The following is an 18,741-nucleotide window of genomic DNA, read 5'->3' on the forward strand; positions in this document are numbered from 1 at the left end:
AACGCCGGTCACTTTACCCGCCGGTGGGGCCGCGGGTGTAGGCGCCGGTGTGGGGGACGGTGCCGGAAAGTCGCCTGACGGGCACGGATGTGGAATGATCGGGGACATGGCTCACGCAAAGAAGAAGCACTACGTTGATCCGGGCTGGCCGCAGAACCTGCCCGAGGGTAAGCACGCGGTCACCGAGCTCGTCGCCGAGGACGCCGGCGCACTGAGCCCCTTCGGGGACGCCGAGTTCCCGGTGCCCGCCGAGAAGCTGTCGTACGTGCACCCGTACACGGTGGTCAACCGCTAGCCGGTTTTCCCCGCGCGCACGAACGTCGCCCAGCCCATACCCGTTCTTCACGGGGTATGGGCTGGGCGACGTTTTCGTCGTGCGGTGTTGCGCGTCGACGAGTGGGACCTTGGGCCCGTCAGATGGTGGGCCCGGTGCGACCGCGGCAGGCCCTCCTCGTGTTGAGGGGTGTGCCCGCCGGGCGGCGCGGAGAACTAGAAGAGGTTGCCGGCGAGGGCAGCGTACTGGTCGCCTGCGGCCTTGGCCTGGTCGGCGGCACCCTGTGCCTGGTCGACGGCGGCGGAGTAGTTGTCGTTCAGGGCCTCGCGGTTGTCCTGGTAGAGCGACTGGAGCTCGGTCGGGACCTCGATGCCGTTGGCGGCGAAGGCTGCGGTGATCTGCTCCCAGACGGAGTCGATCGCCAGGACGTCGGTCTGGCTGCTCAGGTCGGCAGCGGCCTCGCCGGTGTTCTCGGCGTAGTCGTCGGTGGAGCCGGTGTTGTCCTGGGTGCCGGCACCCGGGGCCTCACGCTGCTCGGCAGCGGAGTTCAGACCCAGCTGGGAGGAGCAGGACGGCCATGCGCCCCAGCCCTGGCCCTCGAGGACGCGCTCGGCGACCACGATCTGCTCTTCGCGGGAGGCCTGGTCGGCGGAGGCCGCGAACTCGTCGCCGCCGTAGCCGCTCCAGGTGCTCGGGGAGAACTGCAGTCCACCCTGGAAGCCGTTGCCGGTGTTGATGGACCAGTCGCCGCCGGACTCGCACTCTGCGAGGCGGTCCCAGTCGGAGTCGGGGGCGGCGTTGGCGGCCGGGGCGGCTGCGGCACCGAGTGCCAGTGCGGCCATGCCGGCGACGGCGAGGCGCTTGGTGCTGAAGGTGCTCTTACGGATGGTGTGTCGTCCCATGTGGGTTGATTCCTTTCGGAGTCGTTGGTGCGGGGATCCGGTCCCGTGGATCACCGCGGTGTTCATTGCTGGGACCCGACACTAACGGTTTGTCACGATTGAGTCACGCTGATTGGGCGGATTCGTGGCTGTTCAGGCGGTGTAGCGGCGGAACGTTGCGGATGTGAGTTGGCTCGTGGTGGCGTCCGAAACCGGGTGTGCCCAGCGCGTTATCGTTCCGTGTCCCGACCGTTACCGAACCGTTATTTTATGACTGTGACCTTCGTCACACCCATGGCGGACGTTGCGATGCGAACCCCACGCGCCCCACGGGTAAAATAGCGGGTTCCCCATCAGACATTGAGTACAGGGCTCGACAGAGTCCGACAGAGCAGCAGAGAGCAGTAGAGAGAGGACTGGCGAGGATCATGCCGACCGGAAGAGTGAAGTGGTACGACCCGGACCGGGGATTCGGCTTCGTCTCCAACCCCGAGGGTGAGGACGTCTACGTCGGGTCACAGGTGCTGCCCGACGGGACCAGCGAACTGCACAAGGGCCAGCGCATCGAGTACGACTTCGCCGAGGCCCGCAAGGGACCCCAGGCCATGCGGATCTCGGTGCTGGACGACGGGCCGCCGCCGTCCGCCGAGAAGTCCGGTGGCAGGGGCCCTGGCAAGGGTGCGGGCAAGGGTGCGCGGAGCCAGCGCGGCGCGCGCGGCCACCGCTACAGCCCCGACCAGCTCCACGAGCTGGTCCAGGACACCGTCACGCTGCTGGAGTCGCGGGTGCAGCCCAGCCTGGAGGCCGGGCGGCGTCCCGACCGTAAGGAAGGACGCCAGGTCGCCGAGATCCTGCGCACCATCGCCAGCGAGCTGGAGAGCTGACCCAGAGAACTGACCCAGAGAACTGACGCAGAGAGCAACCCCACAGGTTGGTGGAACCATCCTGTGGGGTTGCTCTCTGAACTGGGGCGGGGCGGGTAGAGGGGGAGGGGCCGGTTACCCCGCCGGGGTGAACGACCAGACCGCGCCGAAGGCGACCTCTTCGCCGTCGTCGTCACCGACCAGTGAGGAGTGGATCTCCACCACGGCCAGGCGCGGGTTCTCGTCGTCCTCGCCCGCGGTGTCCGAGGAGCCCTTGATCGTGACCTCGGTCTTCTCGTTGCCGGTGTAGGTGTTCTCCGTGTTCACCGCCGGGTCGTCGAAGATCTGGAGCATCGTCCAGTCGTGGTCGTAGACCTCCTCCGGCAGCGAGACGGTCATCTCGTCGTCCGGCCCGAGCTCGACCTCGGTCGGCTCACCTTCGTCACAGTCGCCGGTGAACAGCTGGCACACCGAGTACGGGGCGTACTCCTGCTCCTCGCCGGAGGCGTCGGTGACGGTGACCCGCAGATCCTCCGGCTGGGTGCCGGGACGGTTGTTGCTCCAGTGCTGGTAGCCCAGCACCGCGGCGGCCACGACGACGACGAGCAGCACGATCGCGCCGAAGGTCATCAGCTGCTTGCGCTGGGCGGCCCGACGACGCTGCTTCTTCGTCTGTTTCTTCGGCGGGTTGTTGTTGTCCGTGCTCATCCGGTGGGGAACTCCTGTCGGCGTCGGATCGGGTGTGCGGGGGCCGGGGTGGACCGGCTCAGCGGGAACTCCTCGCCCGGCCGATCAGGGCCCCGGCACCGACACCCCGTGACGCGGCGATGACGTTGACGTACATCACTGTACCGGCGAGGGCCAGCACAGCCATACCCACGGTGAGCTCCGGGGGAAGCAGGATGCCCAAGGTGCCTCCGAACACCCACGACAGCTGCAGTGCGGTCTCGGAGACGCCGAAGGCCGAGGCCTGCGCGGACTGGTCGAGCCCGGACTGGATCGCCGCGTCCAGGCACACCTTCGACATCGCGCTGCCCAGGGACAGCACCGCGGTCGCCACCGCCGCGGTCAGCGTGCCGTCCCACACCGCGGCGAGCACCACCGTGGCGATCGACACCGCGCCGAGCACCAGGACGGCCGCCTGCGGGCGGGCGAAACGGATCCGCGAGCCCAGCGCGTTGCCGGCGAAGGTGCCGACCCCGCCGGCCGCGCCGACGGCGGCGAGGATGGACAACTGCTCGAACCCGGAGAGGTCGGTCGAGGACTTGGCGACGAAGGCGATGTAGATCGTCATGAACCCGGTGCCGCAACGCTGCAGGGCGGTGGCCCACAGGCAGGTCCGGGCGGCGTCGGGGAAGCGCACGCGTACGGCCCGACGCCAGCCGGTCACCGCGCGGCCGCCTGCCTGCCCCTCCGGCACGAACGGGCTCACCGTCACCTCGTCGCGTCCGCGTTCGGCGCTGGCAGGGATGAGCGCGCAGCCGTAGATGCCGGACAACGCGACCACCATCAGCAGCCACAGCGCCGCCCGCGGGTCGAAGAGGTAGGCGATCGCCGCGGCCAGACCACCGGCGACCAGCGAGCCGCCGATGTGCCCGGCGATGGTCAGCCGCGCGTTCGCGCGCACCAGGTCCAGGCCGTCCGGCGCGACACGTGGGGTCACCGAGGACTTCAGCACCCCGTAGGACTTGCTGAGCACCAGCATCCCCAGTGCGGCGGGGTAGAGCATCCACGAGTCGAAGTTCTGCAGCAGGACGGCGGCCAGCAGGACGCGTCCGGCGAAGGTCAACGACAACGCCAGACGCCGGCCGGTGCGCAGCCGGTCCAACGCCGGGCCGATCAACGGGGCGAGCAGTGCGAACGGGGCGATCGTGACCAGCAGGTAGGCGGCCACCGAGGTCCGGGACTCCGCCTCGGCGGCGGAGAAGAACAGGGTGCCGGCCAGGGAGACCGCCAGCACGGCGTCCACCGCGAAGTTGGCGATCGAGGTGTACATCAGGGCGGTGAGCCCGGACTCGCGGGCACCGTCGGCGCCCATCAACCCGGAGACCCGGTTGGCGGAGCGGGCCATCACCCCACCCCGAGCTCCACCCCTGGACACCCCAGCACGAGCCCCACGGTCATTCACTGAAACGCACCTCGTAGAGGGTGTCCCACAGCTTGCCGGTCACCAGGAAACTGTCCCCGTCCCGCTCGTCCTGCACCGCGGCGATGCCGTTGAGCACGTCGGCCCCGTCGCGGTCGCCGGCGGGCAGGTCGAGCTCGACCACGCCGGTGACCTCCCCGGAGTCCGGGTCGATGCGCAGCACCCGGTCGGAGTGCCACACGTTGGCCCACACCGTACGGTCGTCCCCGCTGCCGGTGCACTCCAACTCGTTGAGCTGGTCGACGGGCTCGCCGTCGAGGGTGACCTCCACCCCGCCGGTGGCGGCGAAGGTCTCGGGATCGCGGAAGGTCAGCTCCGAGGAGCCGTCCGACATCACCAGGCGCTCGTCGTCGGAGCACAGCCCCCATCCCTCACCGTCGTAGGACACCTCGTCGGTGACCTGCAGGGTCTCGGCGTCGCGGGCGAAGGCCACCCCGGACTTCCAGGTCAGCTGCCACACGGTGTCGTCGTGCACGGTGGCGCCCTCGCCGAAGTAGCGCTCGTCGAGGTCCTCGCTGACGGTGGGCGACGTCGCGTCGTCGACCGGGGCGCGGTAGATCCGCGACTGTCCGTTCAGCCCCGTGGACACCAGCAGGTCGCCGTCCGGCATGACCTCCAGGCCCTGGGTGAAGGCGTCGGGGTCGAAGGGGTGCTCGGCGAGGACCTCGGCGGACAACTCCGGCACCGACCCGGTGCCGGAACCGCCGGGGGTACCGTCCTGCCCGTCGGTCGCGCACGCGGCCAGTGCGCCGACCAGGACGGTGGAGGTCAGGACGGTGCCGGCCAGGGTGAGGGCGCCGGGTGCGCCGCGCGGGGCCAGGGGAACGCGGGGGGTCATGTGTCCCATGCTGCCACACCGGTTGCACACGGGCCTGCCTGGTGCGATTCTTACTTCTTATGTCAGCTTCCACGGGATCCTCGGTCGAGACGACCGGCGCAGAAGAGTCCGGCGCAGAACCCACCGGCGCCCTCGACCGGTACTTCCACATCACGGAGCGTCGCTCCACGGTCGGCACGGAGGTCCGTGCCGGTGTCGTGACGTTCTTCGCGATGGCGTACATCATCATCCTCAACCCCCTCATCCTGGGGACGGTGGAGGACGGCAACGGCGACGTGCTGGGCACCTCCCGCGTGGCCGCGGTCACCGCCCTGGCCGCCGGCGTGATGACCATCGCCTTCGGCGTCTTCGCCAAGTACCCCTTCGGCATCGCCGCCGGCCTGGGCATCAACACCCTGGTGGCCGTCACCTTCGTTGCGACGGAGGGCCTGACCTGGCCGCAGGCGATGGGCCTGGTGGTGATCGACGGCGTGATCATCGTGCTGCTCGCCGTCACCGGGTTCCGTGAGGCGGTGTTCAACGCCATCCCGGGTTCGTTGAAGGCCGCGATCAGCGTGGGCATCGGCCTGTTCATCGCCATGGTCGGCGTGGTGGACGCCGGCTTCGTGCGCCGCGTGCCCGACGCCGCCGGCACCACCGTGCCCGTCGGCCTCGGCGACGGCGGCTCCATCGCCTCCTGGCCCACCCTGATCTTCGTGGTCGGCCTGATCGTCTGCGGCATCCTGGTGGCCAAGAAGGTCCGCGGCGGACTGTTCATCGGCATCATCGCCACCACCGTGTTCGCCATGATCGTCGAGGCGCTCGCCGGCCCCTTCGACAGCGACGCCGGCAAGGGCTGGCAGATGGCCACCCCGGCGATCCCGGACTCCCTGGGCAGCATGCCCGACCTCAGCCTCGTCGGCGCGGTGGACCTCTTCGGCGCCTTCGGCAAGATCGGCGCACTGTCGGCCTGCCTGCTGATCTTCACCCTGGTGCTGGCGAACTTCTTCGACGCGATGGGCACGATGACCGCGCTGGGCAAGCAGGCGCAGCTCGTCGACGAGCAGGGCAACCTGCCGAACCTGCGCACCGCCCTGATCATCGAGGGTGCCGGCGCGGCGGTCGGCGGTTCGGTGTCGGCGTCGTCCAACACCGTGTTCGTCGACTCCGCCGCCGGCATCGGCGACGGTGCGCGCACCGGCCTGGCCAACGTGGTCACCGGCGTGATCTTCCTGGCGGCGATGTTCCTCACCCCGCTGTACTCCGTGGTGCCGATCGAGGCCGCCGCCCCGGTGCTGGTCATCGTGGGAGCGATGATGATGGCCCAGGTCGCAGACATCGACTTCACCCGCTTCGAGGTCGCCCTGCCGGCCTTCCTGACGATCGTGATCATGCCGTACACCTACTCCATCGCCAACGGCATCGGCATGGGCTTCATCGCCTGCGTGGTGATGTACCTGGTCACCGGCCGTGCCAAGGAACTGCACTGGCTGATGTACCTGGTCGCCGCACTGTTTGTGGTCTTCTTCGGCATCGACCCGATCATGGATGCGATCGGGTAGGACGCCATGAGCCGCACCGTCCCCGTGACCGACCCGTCCGACACCCGTCTCGACGACGTCCGTGACCTGAACTCCTCCGACAAGCGTCCCGACCTGCCCGGCGGCCGCGGCCTCGTCGTCGCCGAGGGCAATCTGGTGGTGCCGCGCCTGGCGGCGTCGCGCTTCCCGGTGCGCTGCGTGGTGGGCTTCGCCCACCGGCTGGAACAGCTGCAGGACGCCGCGGCGTCCAACCCCGACGTCGCCCGTGGGCTCGACGGCGTGCCCTTCTACGAGGTCACCCGGGAGGTGCTCGCCGAGGTCGCCGGCTTCGACATGCACCGCGGGCTGGTGGCCACCGCCGACCGGGTCGACGAGCCCGACGCCAGTGACGTGCTGGACGCCCTGCCGGCCGGCAACCGGGTCGTCGCCGTGCTGGAGGGCGTCGGCGACCACGAGAACATCGGCGCGCTGTTCCGCAACGCCGCCGGCCTCGACGTCGGTGCGGTGCTGCTGGGCGCCGGGTGCGCCGACCCGCTGTACCGGCGGGTGGTGCGCGTGTCGATGGGGCACGTGCTGCGCACCCCGTTCGCGCACCTCGGCAGTCGGCCGACGACGTGGCAGCACAGTCTCGCCGACCTGCAGGAGCGTGGCTACCGGGTGGTGGCGATGACACCGAACACGGACAACACCCTGGCCGAGGCCGTGGCCGGCGCCGACAAGGTCGCCGTGATGGTCGGTGCGGAGGGGCCCGGGCTGACCGAGCACGCCATGCGCGCGGCGGACGTGCGGGCGAAGATCCCGATGGCTCCGGGCACCGACTCGCTCAACGTGGCGACGTCCGCGGCGATCGGCTTCTACGCCGCACAGTTCTGACGCTACCGCCCGGTGTTGCGGGCGCGGCGGCGTACCTCGTCGCCGATCCTGTGCGCCCCGGTCTGCAGCAGACGTACCCCGCCGACCACGCCGCGCCCGACCCCGGTCACCGCGGACACCGTGGCGCCCTTGAGCAGGTCGGAGGTCGAACGCACCGCCGACTCCTTGCCCTCGGCGTAGTCGTCGTAGCCCGGGGGGAGCGGGTTCTGGGGCTTGGGCGGGCGCTGCGGGTGCTGGGAGGTCCGCGGCCGCGACGCCGGCCGGGAGTCGCCGGGCACCGCACGCGGTGCGGCGCGTCCGTCCAGTGCGAAGGCGCACACCGGGATGTCGATGCCCTCGCGCTCCACCCGGAACCCCAGCCAGTGTTCCTCGGCGGCGGCGGCGAACTCACCGGGACGGAACGGCAGCTGGATGCCCGTGGCCTCCACGTTGCCCTCCCAGAACGGGGCCTCGAAGGGCTCGGGCAGGCCGGTGTCCTCGTAGATCTTGTCGCGGGTGGCGGTGAAGGCGCGTTTCAGCGTGCCACCGGACCAGTGGGCGAAACCGCCGAGACCGTCCGGGTCGTCCGGCGTCCGGCAGGTCACGTAGAGGTCCGCGGCGGCGATGAGTTCCCGTAGCGGTGCCGGGACCTGTGACATCAGGCAGGGTTCCGGCAGCACGGTCTGCACCAGCGACAGGCCGGGGTAGCCGCCGATGTAGAACTCGGCGCGGCCGGGCGGGGCCGAGCGGTTCATGTCGAAGTCGCCGATGTGCGTGGGGGAGGAGAAGTCGCCGAAGGTGTTCGCCGAACCCTCGGTGCTCAGGCGCACGCCGAGCTGGGCGAGGTACTTGCGGGCGAAGCCACGGTCGGGCGTGGGCTCGGCGCGCAGCACCTGCACCGGGACGGCGGCGCTGGCGAACCAGAGGGTGACGACGGTGTCAGGGGATCCCACCGTGGTCTACTTCTTCTTGTTCCGGCCGTTTGCCCGCGGGTTCGTACGGACCCCGAGCAGCACGTCCTCCCAGTGGGGCGTGACGGCCTTCTTCTTGCGCTTGGCAGGGTCCTCGCCACCGCCCGCGGGGTGGGAGCGGCGGCCGAAGAGGTCGACGGGGGCGTCGGCGCCGCCCCCGGAGGAGGAGTCGCCGGTGGGCTCGTCGGACCCGTCGGTCTCAGCCGGCCCGGTGTCCTCGGCGGGGTCATGGACGGCGGCGGTGTCCGGCCGGGTCTCCTCGGTGGCGGGGGTGTCGTCCTCCCCGCGGCTGGAGGGAACCACCGGTGAGACCGTGCGCACCGGACGCTCGAAGCGCGGGTCGATGAGGTCGGACGCCACGGAGTTCACCGGCTCGGCGGTCGCCGGACCGTCCTCACCCGGGACGAAGCGGAAGTCGGCGACGAACCGCGACGCGCCCTCCCGGTTGCCCTTCGTCCAGCTCACCGAGATCACCCAGTGGTCGGACGAGTCCATCGCCGCCGACCACTCGGCGGCGCGCAGGCTCTCGCCACGGGCGGCGAAGGCGCCGGCGAGCACCTCGCGCAGGGGTGCGTCCGTCGGCCCGTCGGCACGGACCGGGTGGGCGTCGCGCGCCATCTCGGCGATGCGGTGGCGCTCCATCGCGATCGGCACGGCGAAGGGGCGGACGCGACGGTCCTCCATGCCGGTCTCCGCGACGATCTGCTCCACGGTCTCACCGTGGCGGATGCGGTCCTGGATGTCGCGCGGGCGCAGGTGCACGCGCTCACGCACCGGGATGACGGCGGGTTCCGCCGCGTCCGGCGCCTCGGCCGCCGTGGTGGTCTCCTGGGTGGCGTCCTGGGCGGTCTCCGGTGCGGCGTCCGCTGAGACGGACTCCGCCGCAGGCTGGACCAGGGTGCCCAGGAACTCGGTGAGCTCGTCGGTGACCGGCAGGAAGAACCCGGGGGTCGCGTCCTCCCCGTCAGTGCCTTCGGCGCCACTGTCGGCCACGCGGAGAACGAGGGACGCCCGGTCGCTGTCGTCCTGGACGAACCGCAGTTCCTGCATCGGTGGGACCTCCATCATCCACTCGGTGTTTTCCGCCACAGTAGCGCAAAAACCCCCGGAAGACGGTGAGCTTCCGGGGGTGAGTCAGGGGTCTGGACCTGACGGTACGTCCTGTTCGGGTTAGCGCGAGGCGATGCCCGAGTCGAGGATGTGGTCGATCGCGGAGGTCAGCGTCCTGACGTCCTCCGGGTCGATCGCCGGGAACATGCCGACGCGCAGCTGGTTGCGGCCCAGCTTGCGGTAGGGCTCGGTGTCCAGCACACCGTTGGCGCGCAGCGTCTTGGCGATGACGTCGGCGTCCACCGAGTCGTCGAAGTCGATCGTGCCGACCACCAGGGAACGGCTCGCGGCCTCGGCGACGAAGGGGGAGGCCTCCGGGCGGGCCTCCGCCCAGCTGTACAGGGTGGAGGACGACTCGGACGTGCGGGCGACCATGCCGTCCAGACCGCCGTTGGCGTTCATCCACTTCACCTGCGCGTCCATCATCAGCAGCGTGGACACGGCCGGGGTGTTGTAGGTCTGGTTCTTGCGCGAGTTGTCCACCGCGGTCTTCAGGTCCAGGAAGGCCGGGATGTAGCGGTCGGTGGCGGCGATCTCCTCGACGCGCTCCAGGGCGGCCGGGGAGAAGGCGGCGAACCACAGGCCACCGTCCGAGGCGAAGCACTTCTGGGGCGAGAAGTAGTAGACGTCGGTCTCGGCGATGTCGACGGGCAGTCCGCCGGCACCGGAGGTGGCGTCGATGGCGACCAGCGCGTCCGTCGCGGGACGCTTCACGTCCACCATCGCGCCGGTGGAGGTCTCGTTGTGCGCCCAGCCGACCAGGTCGACGCCGTCAACACCGTCGAGCTCGGAGGGGGAGGGGGCGGTGCCCGGCTCCGAGGCGAAGACCTGCGGCTCGTCCAGCCACGGGGCCTTCTTGGAGACCGAGGCGAACTTGCCGGAGAACTCACCGTAGGTCAGGTGCGCCGAGCGGTTGCGGATCAGGCCGAAGGAGGCGGAGTCCCAGAAGGCGGTGGCGCCGCCGAGGGAGGTGATGATCTCGTAGCCCTCGGGCAGGTTGAACAGGTCCGACAGGCCCTCGCGGACGGAACCGACGAGGTTCTTCACGGCCGGCTGGCGGTGGGAGGTGCCGATGACGCCCCGGCCTCCGGAGACGATGGCGTCGATCTGGTCCTGGCGGACCTTCGAGGGGCCGCAACCGAATCGGCCGTCGGCGGGCAGGAGGTTCTCGGGCAGGGTGGGGAACTGGTCGCTCATGATCGGCTTTCCTGGCTCTCTTCCTAGTCTTCCAAGCACGGTGGTTCGGGAACTCCGCCAGCCTAGCCGGTGAGGGCGTCTCTGGGACATGTTGTCCCACACTCCGGGATGCAACGGGGGTGGCTGACGGGGATACCGTACGACCCTACTGTGTCGGCTCCGGGGGGATTCGGTACAGTGTGTCCTATCCCACGATCGTCGACGGTCCGCTCCGTGAGATTTCCTCACCTCGGGCCGCTCGGTTCGAGGCGGGCCCCGGGACGGTGATCTCCGTCCCGGGGCATAACCGAAAGCATCGAAGTACCTGAATAAACGAAAGGGCTGTCAATGGCTTCCGACAACCAGGACAAGGCCGTTCTCCACTACCCCGGTGGCGAATACGAAATGCCGATCGTCAAGGCCAACGAGGGCAATTCCGGATTCGCGCTGGGCAAGCTGCTCGCCGAGACCGGTCTGACCACCGTTGACCCCGGCTACGTGAACACAGGTTCCACTCTCTCCGAGATTACCTACATCGACGGTGGCGAGGGCATCCTGCGTTACCGCGGGTACGACATCGCCGACCTGGCCAACAACGCCACGTTCAACGAGGTCAGCTACCTGCTCATCAACGGAGAGCTGCCGAACAACGAGGAGCTGGAGACGTTCAACGCGAACATCCGGCGCCACACGCTGCTCGACGAGGACTTCAAGAGCCAGTTCAAGATCTTCCCGCGCAACGCGCACCCGATGAACGTCCTGGCCTCGTCCGTCAACATCCTCGCGACCTACTACGAGGACGAGCTCGACCCGCTGGACAAGGGCTTCCAGGTCAAGAACACCCACCGCCTGATGGCGAAGGTGCCGATGCTCGCGGCCTACGCCTACCGTGCGTCCAAGGGCAAGCCCTACATGTACCCGGACAACAACCTCAACGCGCGCGAGAACTTCCTGCGCAACATGTTCGGCTACCCGACCGAGGACTACGAGGTCGACCCGGTGCTGTCCAAGGCACTGGACAAGCTGCTCATCCTGCACGCGGACCACGAGCAGAACTGCTCCACCTCCACCGTGCGCATGGTCGGCTCCTCGCACGCGAACATCTACTCCTCCATCGCCGCGGGCGTCAACGCCCTGTCCGGCCCGCTGCACGGCGGCGCCAACCAGGCCGTCCTGGAGATGCTGGAGGAGATCCACGCCAACGGTGGCGACGCGACCGACTTCATGAACCGCGTGAAGAACAAGGAGCCCGGCGTCAAGCTCATGGGCTTCGGTCACCGCGTGTACAAGAACTACGATCCGCGCGCCGCGATCGTCAAGGAGTCCGCACACGAGATCCTGGAGCACCTCGGTGGCGACAACCTCCTCGACCTCGCGATGAAGCTCGAGGACATCGCCCTCAACGACGACTACTTCATCTCCCGCAAGCTGTACCCGAACGTGGACTTCTACACCGGCCTGATCTACCGGGCCATGGGCTTCCCCACGGACTTCTTCACCGTGCTGTTCGCCATGGGTCGCCTGCCGGGCTGGATCGCCCACTACCTGGAGCAGATCAACGAGCCGTCGGCGAAGATCAACCGCCCGCGCCAGATCTACACCGGCGAGAGCAAGCGCTCCTTCGTCCCGCGCGACAAGCGCTAGACACCGCCTCCCAAGCAGGAACACAGGCAGGAACGCAGGACGGTGCGCGCACCGTCCGCACACGGGCAGGACGCCCCGGCCCCGCACCACGCGGGACGGGGCGTCCTGCCTTTTCGCGTTGCGCGGGCTGCGCGTCACGCAGGCCTGCTAATCTGGTTCGGTTAGCACGACCGCGAACCCACAGGAGTACCTCCATGAGCAAGCCCACGATCGAGCCCCAGTCCGGCCCCGCCCCGTCCTCCCTGGTGATCGAGGACATCTCCGTCGGTGACGGCGCCGAAGCCGTGCCCGGCGGCATGGTCGAGGTCCACTACGTGGGCGTGGACTACGAGACCGGCCAGGAGTTCGACTCCTCGTGGGACCGTGGCCAGACCATCGAGTTCCCGCTGACCGGCCTGATCCAGGGCTGGCAGGACGGCATCCCCGGCATGAAGGTCAACGGTCGTCGCAAGCTGACCATCCCGCCGGAGCTGGCCTACGGCCCGGCCGGTGCCGGCAACCCGCTCGCCGGGCGCACCCTGGTCTTCATCATCGACCTGGTGGACGCCCGCTAGGTCCACCGGCAACGTACTGGGGGGATCCAGGGGGATTCAGGAGGGGCTCAGCGGGAGACGGGGTCCCCGCCGTCCTGTCCGGCCGCGAGGTCCTCGGCGAACGGTGCGCTCTCCCAGTCCCCCGGGGTGGTGCACGCGAAGGCGCCGCAGGAGTTCGCCCGGTCCAGGCGCGTGGCCGAGTCCGCGCCGGCGATGACGGCGCTGAGGTAGCCGGCCACGAAGGCGTCGCCGGCGCCGACGGTGTCCACCACGTCGACGACCTGTCCGGGGCCGTGTGTCAGCTCTCCGTGGCGTAGGGCGGTCGCCCCGTCCGCGCCGAGCTTCGCCACGACCTCGGCAGGCCCCAGGGTCGCCACCGCGCGCAGCAGCGCGGCAAGGTCGGCCTCGTCGTACTCGTTGTCGTCCTCGGCGTGGCCCGGTGCGAGGATCGTGAGTTCCTCGGGGCCGCCGAACACGATGTCGACGTGGGGCAGGACGCCGGCGAGAAGGTCACCCAGACGCTCGCGGGAGCCCAGCCGGGAACGGTAGTTCACGTCCAGGCTGATCCGGGTCCCTGCGGCGACGGCGCGGTCCACCGCCGCGGTCATCGCGCGCGCCGCCGACTCCGACAGCATCGGCGTGATGCCGCTGAGGTGCAGGACGTCGGCGTCCTCGACGAGTGCGTCCGGCAGGTCCGCGGGGGAGAGCGCCGAGGCGGCGGAGCCGGCCCGGTAGTAGTCGACGCGGGTCGTCGTCGCGGTGGGGCGGGACTTCAGCATCAGGCCGGTCGGACGCTCCGGGTCGACCCGGCAGTGCACCCCGACACCCTCGGCCCGGATCTCGCGCATCACCCGGGTGCCCAGCGGGTCGTGGCCGACCCGGCTGACCCATGCGGCCTGTACGCCGAGGCGCTGCAGTCCGATGGCGACGTTCGACTCCGCGCCGGCGAGGGAGATGTCGACCGACGGCAGGTGCGCGAGGGATCCGACCTGGCCGCTGCGCATCATCGCCATGGTCTCGCCGATGGTCACCACCTGCGCGCTCACCGGACGGTCCGTCGGGTCTCGGCGTGGGGTGGGTGTGGGGGCGTTCATGGGGTGTCCTTCTCGAGCGTCTGGGGCGGAGATCTCGGCATTGACGTTCCGCATAGCGTAACGTACATTCTGCATTACGTAACACAGTATCAGTGTCGCCGGGGAGCCGGCGAGCGACCAGGAGGCGCCGATGTCGGCAGAACAGGACGTGAGCCCCGTGGCGAGCGTCGACAAGGCGCTCATCCTCCTCGGCTTCCTCGCCCAGGCCGGTCCCGACGGGGCCACGCTCGCCGAACTGGCGGGGGAGACCGGTTTCACGAAGCCCTCGGCGCACCGACTGCTCGGCGCCCTGGTCTTCCGCGGCTACGCCGCCCGGGAATCCGAGGGGAAGCGCTACCGGCTCGGCCCGAGCGCGCTCAGACTCGGACTCGAGTTCCACCGCGACGAGAACCTGCCCGCGATGATGCGGCCCCTGCTCGAGAACCTCTCGCAGGGTACGAGTGAACTCGTGCACCTCGGCACGCTGTCCGGGACCCAGGTGCTCTACCTGGACAAGGTCGACCCCGACCGTCCGCTGCGGGTCTGGTCGCGCGTCGGCAACCTGGCGCCGTCGGCACGCACCGGCCTCGGCCGGGCACTCCTCGCCGCGCAGGGCGCCGGCGCGTCCGACCTCGAAACCTACGTCGCAGATGCCCGGGCGCAGACGGACCTGCCGGTGAACGCCGCCCCGGAGGTCAGCGTCGAGCGGCTCGCCGAGGCCCTTGACCAGGCACGTACCCGCGGGTGGGCCGAGGAGGTCGAGGAGAACGAACGCGGCATCAGCTGCGTCGCCGTCGCCCTGACCCGTCCCCACGGCGCGGACGTGGCCGTGAGCATCACCGGGCCGGCGGACCGCATGACCGACGCGCGGCGTGCGGAACTCGGCCCGTACCTGCGCGACGAGCTGTCGGCACATGCACCCACCGGTGTGCAGGTGGTGCCCGTCGAGACACGAGAACCCGCCCACCCTTCGTCCCCCGATCCTGGAGTCAACCCGTGACCAGACCAGACCAGCTTCCGCCCACCGGCCTCATCGCCATCCTGCGGGGGCTCACTCCCGCCGAGGCGCCCGCGGTGGGTGACACCCTGCGCGAGGCGGGTTTCCGCCGGCTTGAGGTCACCCTCAACTCTCCCGACCCCTTCACCTCGATCGAGCTGCTGGCGCAGCGTCTTCCCGACGTCGTCGTCGGTGGCGGGACCGTCGTCACGGTCGCCGACGTCGACCGGGTCCGTGACGCCGGTGGACGCATCGTCGTCGCCCCGAACGCCGACCCGGCCGTGATCGCCCGCTCGGTGGAGCTCGGTCTCGAACCGTATCCCGGTGTCGCGACCCCGACCGAGGCCTTCGCCGCGCTCGGCGCCGGTGCACGGGCGTTGAAACTCTTCCCCGCACCGTCCGTCGGTATCGCCGGGATGAAGGCGTGGTCGGCCGTGGTGCCGGCGGGAACCCAGTTCCTGCCCGTCGGCGGAATCGACGCCGGCAACCTCGGCGACTGGCTCGCCGCGGGTGCCCGGGGTGCCGGGATCGGGTCGACCCTCTACAGCCCGGGTCGCAGCACCGGTGAGCTCGAACAGGCCGCCCGCGACCTCATGACCGTCTGGAACAACCACCAGGAAAGCAGCCAGGAAAAGCACGAGGAGAACAACCAGTGAAGATCACCGCAGTCACCACCTACCAGGTCCCACCCCGCTGGGCCTTCGTGAAGATCGAGACCGACGAGGGGATCGTCGGATGGGGGGAGCCTGTCGTCGAGGGCAGGGCCGCCACCGTGTGCGCCGCCGTCGACGAACTCTCCGACTACCTGATCGGCCAGGACCCCGCGAACATCGAGGACCTGTGGACGGTCATGTACCGCGGCGGGTTCTACCGTGGCGGACCCATCCTGATGAGCGCGATCGCCGGTATCGACCAGGCGCTGTGGGACATCAAGGGCAAGGCGCACGACCTGCCGGTCCACCAGCTCCTCGGCGGTCGCGTGCGCGACCGCATCGACGTGTACTCCTGGATCGGCGGTGACCGTCCCTCGGAGACCGCGAAGGCTGCCGCGGACGCGGTCTCCCGTGGCTTCAGCGCGGTGAAGATGAACGGCACCGAGGAGATGCAGTTCATCGACTCCTGGGACAAGGTCACCCGCGCCGTCGAGAACGTCGCGACGATCCGGGAGACCGTCGGTGAGAACATCGGCATCGCGGTGGACTTCCACGGCCGTGTGCACGCACCGATGGCGAAGACCCTCATCCGCGAACTCGAGCAGTTCCACCTCATGTTCATCGAGGAGCCCGTGCTCAGCGAGAACGTCGACTCCCTGCTCGACACGATGCGGGCGACCCCGACACCGATCGCCCTGGGTGAGCGGTTGTTCAGCCGGTGGGACTTCAAGGACGTCCTGGCCAGTGGGGCGGTGGACATCATCCAGCCCGACCCGTGCCACAGCGGCGGCATCACCGAGACCCGGAAGATCGCCGCGATGGCGGAGGCCTACGACGTCGCCCTCGCGCTGCACTGCCCGCTCGGGCCGATCGCCCTGGCGACCTGCCTGCAGCTGGACGCCAACTGCTACAACGCGGTCATCCAGGAGCAGAGCCTCGGCATCCACTACAACGCCGACAACGACCTGCTCGACTACATCACAGACCGCAGCGTCTTCGCCTACGAGGACGGCATGGTGAAGATCCCGGACGGTCCCGGCCTCGGCATCGACATCGACGAGGACTACGTGATCGAACGGGCGAAGACCGGACACCGCTGGCGCAACCCGATCTGGCGGCACGCCGATGGGTCCTTCGCCGAATGGTGACCCGGACGCGCCGCGCCGCGCGGCCGGCGCACCCCTGCCCAACCCCCTGCCCAACCCCCATCCCAACGACGTAAGGACCCCACAATGCCTTGGATCGAAGAGACCGGCTGGGAAAGCTGGCTCGGCACCGGAGGGCTCATCGGGCTCGCCGTGGTCGCCGTGGCGCTGCTCCTGTTCATGGTCATGAAGCTCAAGCTCCATGCGTTCCTCTCCCTGGTCATCGTCAGCCTTCTGACGGCGATCGTCGCCGGTATCCCCGCCGAGCACCTGGTCGACACCATGGTGAGCAGTTTCGGCGGGACGCTGGGCAACGTCGCCCTACTGGTCGCGATCGGCGCGATGCTCGGCGCTCTCGTCGAGACGTCCGGCGGAGCGAAGGCACTCGCCGACAAGATGATCAGCATCTTCGGCGAGGACCGGGCACCGTTCGCCCTCGGTGTCGCCGCCCTGTTCGTCGGCTTCCCCATCTTCATGGACGCCGCATTCGTGCTGATGGTCCCCATCATCTACGCGGTCGGACGCCGCCTCGGGCTCAACCTCCTGGCGGTCGGTATCCCCGTCGCCGCCGCGCTGTCCGTGATGCACGTCTTCCTGCCGCCGCACCCCGGGCCCGTCGCAGCGACGGAGTTCACCGGCGCGAACCTCGGCATCGTGATGATCCTGGGTCTGATCCTGGCGTTCCCGATCTGGTTCATCTCCGGTCACCTGTGGGGCAAGGTCGTCGACAAGCGTCACCGCATCGACGTGCCCGACGCGGTGTTCGCGAAGATGGTCGGTGAGGAAGAGGAGATCGAGAAGCCGCCGAGCGCGGGCCTGGTGGTCTTCCTGCTGGTCCTGCCGCTGCTGCTGATCCTGCTGAACACCGGGTTGGACGCCCTGGGTTCCATCGGCGTGGTGGACCCGGACGCCAGCTGGGTGCACGCCGTCCAGGTCGTCGGCGCGACGCCCGTCGCGCTGCTCATCGCCGTCCTCGTGACGATCGTCGCGCTCGGCCTGCGCCGCGGCAAGAGCGGAACCGCCATCGAGAAGACGATCGACGGTGCCCTCGGTCCGGTCTGTTCCGTCATCCTGATCACCGGTGCCGGCGGCATGTTCGGCGGCGTGCTGCGTGCGACGGGTATCGGCGACGCGATCGCCCAGTCCTTCGACTCCCTCGGCATCCCGCTCATCGTCGCAGCATTCCTCATCGCCGCGGCCATCCGCGTGGCACAGGGTTCCGCAACGGTGGCGCTGACCACCGCGGCGGCCCTGGTCGCCGACGGTGTGGCGTCGAGCGACATGTCGGCTGTCCAGGTGGCCTGTGTCGTGATGTCGCTGGCCGCGGGTTCCGTGATCGCCAGCCACGTCAACGACTCTGGTTTCTGGTTGGTCGGACGCCTGCTGAACATGGACGTGAAGACCACGTTGCGCGTGTGGACGGTCCAGCAGACCATCGAGTCGGTTGTCGCCTTCGCCCTCGTGCTCGTGATCTACGGGGTGGTCAGCCTCGTGTGATCAGCCGACCACCGTGCGCAGCCGCAGGGCGTTGATCCTGCCGAGCTCGCGCACGGTGGTCTCCCATTCACCGACGGTGGGGTTTTCCAGGCGCCGCTTGAGCAGCAGGAGGACCTCGTTGCCACCGATGCCCTGGGCGCACACCAGGAAGATGTGGTGGAACCGTGCCTCGTAGCGGCGTGCCAGGTCGGAGATCTCGGCGAGGACCTCGGGAGGGGAGTCGAGGATGAAGGCCTGCTCCTCGCGCGAGTAGGAGTCGGTCGTCTTCTCCCCGAGGACCGGGTGGGACTGGATGCTGGTGATGATCTCGACGCGTGGCAGCCGCAGCAGTTCACGGTGGGCGACGTCGAGCAGGTGCTCGAGGCTGCGGAAAGGTGCGGCGGCGGCAATGGCCGCGCCGAGCGGGGGCGAGTAGAGCAGGGCGCCGATCATCTCTGTGACCTCGGTGGGGGTCATCCTGTTGAGGTCGTCGACTGTGGTGACGGGAACGGTGTCAATCATGGTTCCCAGTGAACCGGCGGGGCATTTCCGATCCGTTTCGCGGTGGTGAACTCCGATCGGTGGTGCC

Annotated in this window: 19 protein-coding genes; 10 read left to right on the forward strand and 9 right to left on the reverse strand. The window is 69.3% G+C overall.

Annotation, left to right across the window (positions count from 1 at the left end):
- Positions 1-106: 106 nt before the first annotated feature.
- Entirely contained in the window at positions 107-295 is a 189-nt protein-coding gene (locus tag ACT3TD_RS12585; protein WP_301443299.1) for a hypothetical protein, read from the forward strand.
- Between the two features lie 194 nt (positions 296-489).
- On the opposite strand, the gene ACT3TD_RS12590 is transcribed toward ACT3TD_RS12585, so the two are convergent.
- The gene (locus ACT3TD_RS12590) at positions 490-1,176 is read right to left on the reverse strand and encodes a resuscitation-promoting factor Rpf1 domain-containing protein (protein ID WP_301443300.1); all 687 of its coding nucleotides are present in this window, start codon (positions 1,174-1,176) and stop codon (positions 490-492) included.
- 407 nt (positions 1,177-1,583) lie between these two features.
- Between ACT3TD_RS12590 and ACT3TD_RS12595 the strand changes: the two genes are divergently transcribed.
- A complete protein-coding gene (locus tag ACT3TD_RS12595) occupies positions 1,584-2,039 on the forward strand; it encodes a cold-shock protein (RefSeq protein ID WP_301443301.1) in 456 nt (151 codons plus the stop codon).
- Between the two features lie 114 nt (positions 2,040-2,153).
- Here the strand turns inward: ACT3TD_RS12595 and ACT3TD_RS12600 are convergent, their stop codons facing one another.
- From ACT3TD_RS12600 to ACT3TD_RS12610, 3 genes are read right to left on the reverse strand one after another with little or no spacing between them, the layout of a single operon-like run.
- Positions 2,154-2,726, reverse strand: coding sequence for a DUF2771 domain-containing protein (locus ACT3TD_RS12600; protein WP_301443624.1), 573 nt, complete (start codon positions 2,724-2,726; stop codon positions 2,154-2,156).
- 58 nt (positions 2,727-2,784) lie between these two features.
- A complete protein-coding gene (locus ACT3TD_RS12605) occupies positions 2,785-4,089 on the reverse strand; it encodes an MFS transporter (RefSeq protein WP_301443625.1) in 1,305 nt (434 codons plus the stop codon).
- 49 nt (positions 4,090-4,138) lie between these two features.
- Entirely contained in the window at positions 4,139-5,002 is an 864-nt protein-coding gene (locus ACT3TD_RS12610; protein ID WP_301443626.1) for a glutaminyl-peptide cyclotransferase, read from the reverse strand.
- A 59-nt stretch (positions 5,003-5,061) separates the two neighbouring features.
- Between ACT3TD_RS12610 and ACT3TD_RS12615 the strand changes: the two genes are divergently transcribed.
- Positions 5,062-6,543 carry an NCS2 family permease gene (locus tag ACT3TD_RS12615; RefSeq protein ID WP_301443627.1) on the forward strand — a complete coding sequence of 494 codons (1,482 nt, stop codon included), beginning with the start codon at positions 5,062-5,064 and terminating at the stop codon, positions 6,541-6,543.
- A 6-nt stretch (positions 6,544-6,549) separates the two neighbouring features.
- Complete coding sequence (locus ACT3TD_RS12620) at positions 6,550-7,395, forward strand: TrmH family RNA methyltransferase (RefSeq protein WP_441579093.1); 846 nt, start codon at positions 6,550-6,552, stop codon at positions 7,393-7,395.
- Between the two features lie 2 nt (positions 7,396-7,397).
- Here ACT3TD_RS12620 and ACT3TD_RS12625 read toward each other — a convergent pair whose 3' ends face one another.
- From ACT3TD_RS12625 to serC, 3 genes are all read right to left on the reverse strand, one after another.
- Positions 7,398-8,327 (reverse strand): DUF6928 family protein, encoded by a 930-nt coding sequence (locus ACT3TD_RS12625; RefSeq protein ID WP_441579092.1) that lies wholly within the window; start codon positions 8,325-8,327, stop codon positions 7,398-7,400.
- A 6-nt stretch (positions 8,328-8,333) separates the two neighbouring features.
- Positions 8,334-9,434, reverse strand: coding sequence for a septation protein SepH (gene sepH / locus ACT3TD_RS12630; RefSeq protein WP_301444054.1), 1,101 nt, complete (start codon positions 9,432-9,434; stop codon positions 8,334-8,336).
- An 81-nt stretch (positions 9,435-9,515) separates the two neighbouring features.
- Positions 9,516-10,652 (reverse strand): phosphoserine transaminase, encoded by a 1,137-nt coding sequence (serC, locus tag ACT3TD_RS12635; protein WP_301444055.1) that lies wholly within the window; start codon positions 10,650-10,652, stop codon positions 9,516-9,518.
- A gap of 327 nt (positions 10,653-10,979) precedes the next feature.
- Here serC and ACT3TD_RS12640 point away from each other — a divergent pair, with 327 nt between their 5' ends.
- Complete coding sequence (locus ACT3TD_RS12640; RefSeq protein ID WP_444615062.1) at positions 10,980-12,275, forward strand: citrate synthase; 1,296 nt, start codon at positions 10,980-10,982, stop codon at positions 12,273-12,275.
- 194 nt (positions 12,276-12,469) lie between these two features.
- Entirely contained in the window at positions 12,470-12,829 is a 360-nt protein-coding gene (locus tag ACT3TD_RS12645) for an FKBP-type peptidyl-prolyl cis-trans isomerase (protein WP_441588244.1), read from the forward strand.
- Between the two features lie 47 nt (positions 12,830-12,876).
- Here ACT3TD_RS12645 and ACT3TD_RS12650 read toward each other — a convergent pair whose 3' ends face one another.
- On the reverse strand, positions 12,877-13,902 hold the full coding sequence (locus ACT3TD_RS12650) for a sugar kinase (protein ID WP_441579089.1): 1,026 nt from the start codon (positions 13,900-13,902) through the stop codon (positions 12,877-12,879).
- A 130-nt stretch (positions 13,903-14,032) separates the two neighbouring features.
- Here ACT3TD_RS12650 and ACT3TD_RS12655 point away from each other — a divergent pair, with 130 nt between their 5' ends.
- From ACT3TD_RS12655 to ACT3TD_RS12670, 4 genes are all read left to right on the forward strand, one after another.
- On the forward strand, positions 14,033-14,881 hold the full coding sequence (locus ACT3TD_RS12655; RefSeq protein ID WP_441579088.1) for an IclR family transcriptional regulator: 849 nt from the start codon (positions 14,033-14,035) through the stop codon (positions 14,879-14,881).
- Complete coding sequence (locus tag ACT3TD_RS12660; RefSeq protein ID WP_301444278.1) at positions 14,878-15,534, forward strand: 2-dehydro-3-deoxy-6-phosphogalactonate aldolase; 657 nt, start codon at positions 14,878-14,880, stop codon at positions 15,532-15,534. Before ACT3TD_RS12655 ends, ACT3TD_RS12660 begins: the two co-directional genes overlap by 4 nt.
- The gene (gene dgoD, locus ACT3TD_RS12665; protein WP_441579087.1) at positions 15,531-16,679 is read left to right on the forward strand and encodes a galactonate dehydratase; all 1,149 of its coding nucleotides are present in this window, start codon (positions 15,531-15,533) and stop codon (positions 16,677-16,679) included. Before ACT3TD_RS12660 ends, dgoD begins: the two co-directional genes overlap by 4 nt.
- Positions 16,680-16,763: 84 nt before the next feature.
- A complete protein-coding gene (locus ACT3TD_RS12670) occupies positions 16,764-18,173 on the forward strand; it encodes a GntP family permease (RefSeq protein ID WP_301444258.1) in 1,410 nt (469 codons plus the stop codon).
- Here ACT3TD_RS12670 and ACT3TD_RS12675 read toward each other — a convergent pair whose 3' ends face one another.
- Entirely contained in the window at positions 18,174-18,674 is a 501-nt protein-coding gene (locus ACT3TD_RS12675) for a 2-oxo-4-hydroxy-4-carboxy-5-ureidoimidazoline decarboxylase (protein WP_301444259.1), read from the reverse strand.
- Between the last annotated feature and the right edge of the window lie 67 nt (positions 18,675-18,741).

The organism is Corynebacterium sp. AOP36-E1-14 (genome assembly GCF_052377495.1).
In the GTDB taxonomy this organism is placed as follows: domain Bacteria; phylum Actinomycetota; class Actinomycetes; order Mycobacteriales; family Mycobacteriaceae; genus Corynebacterium.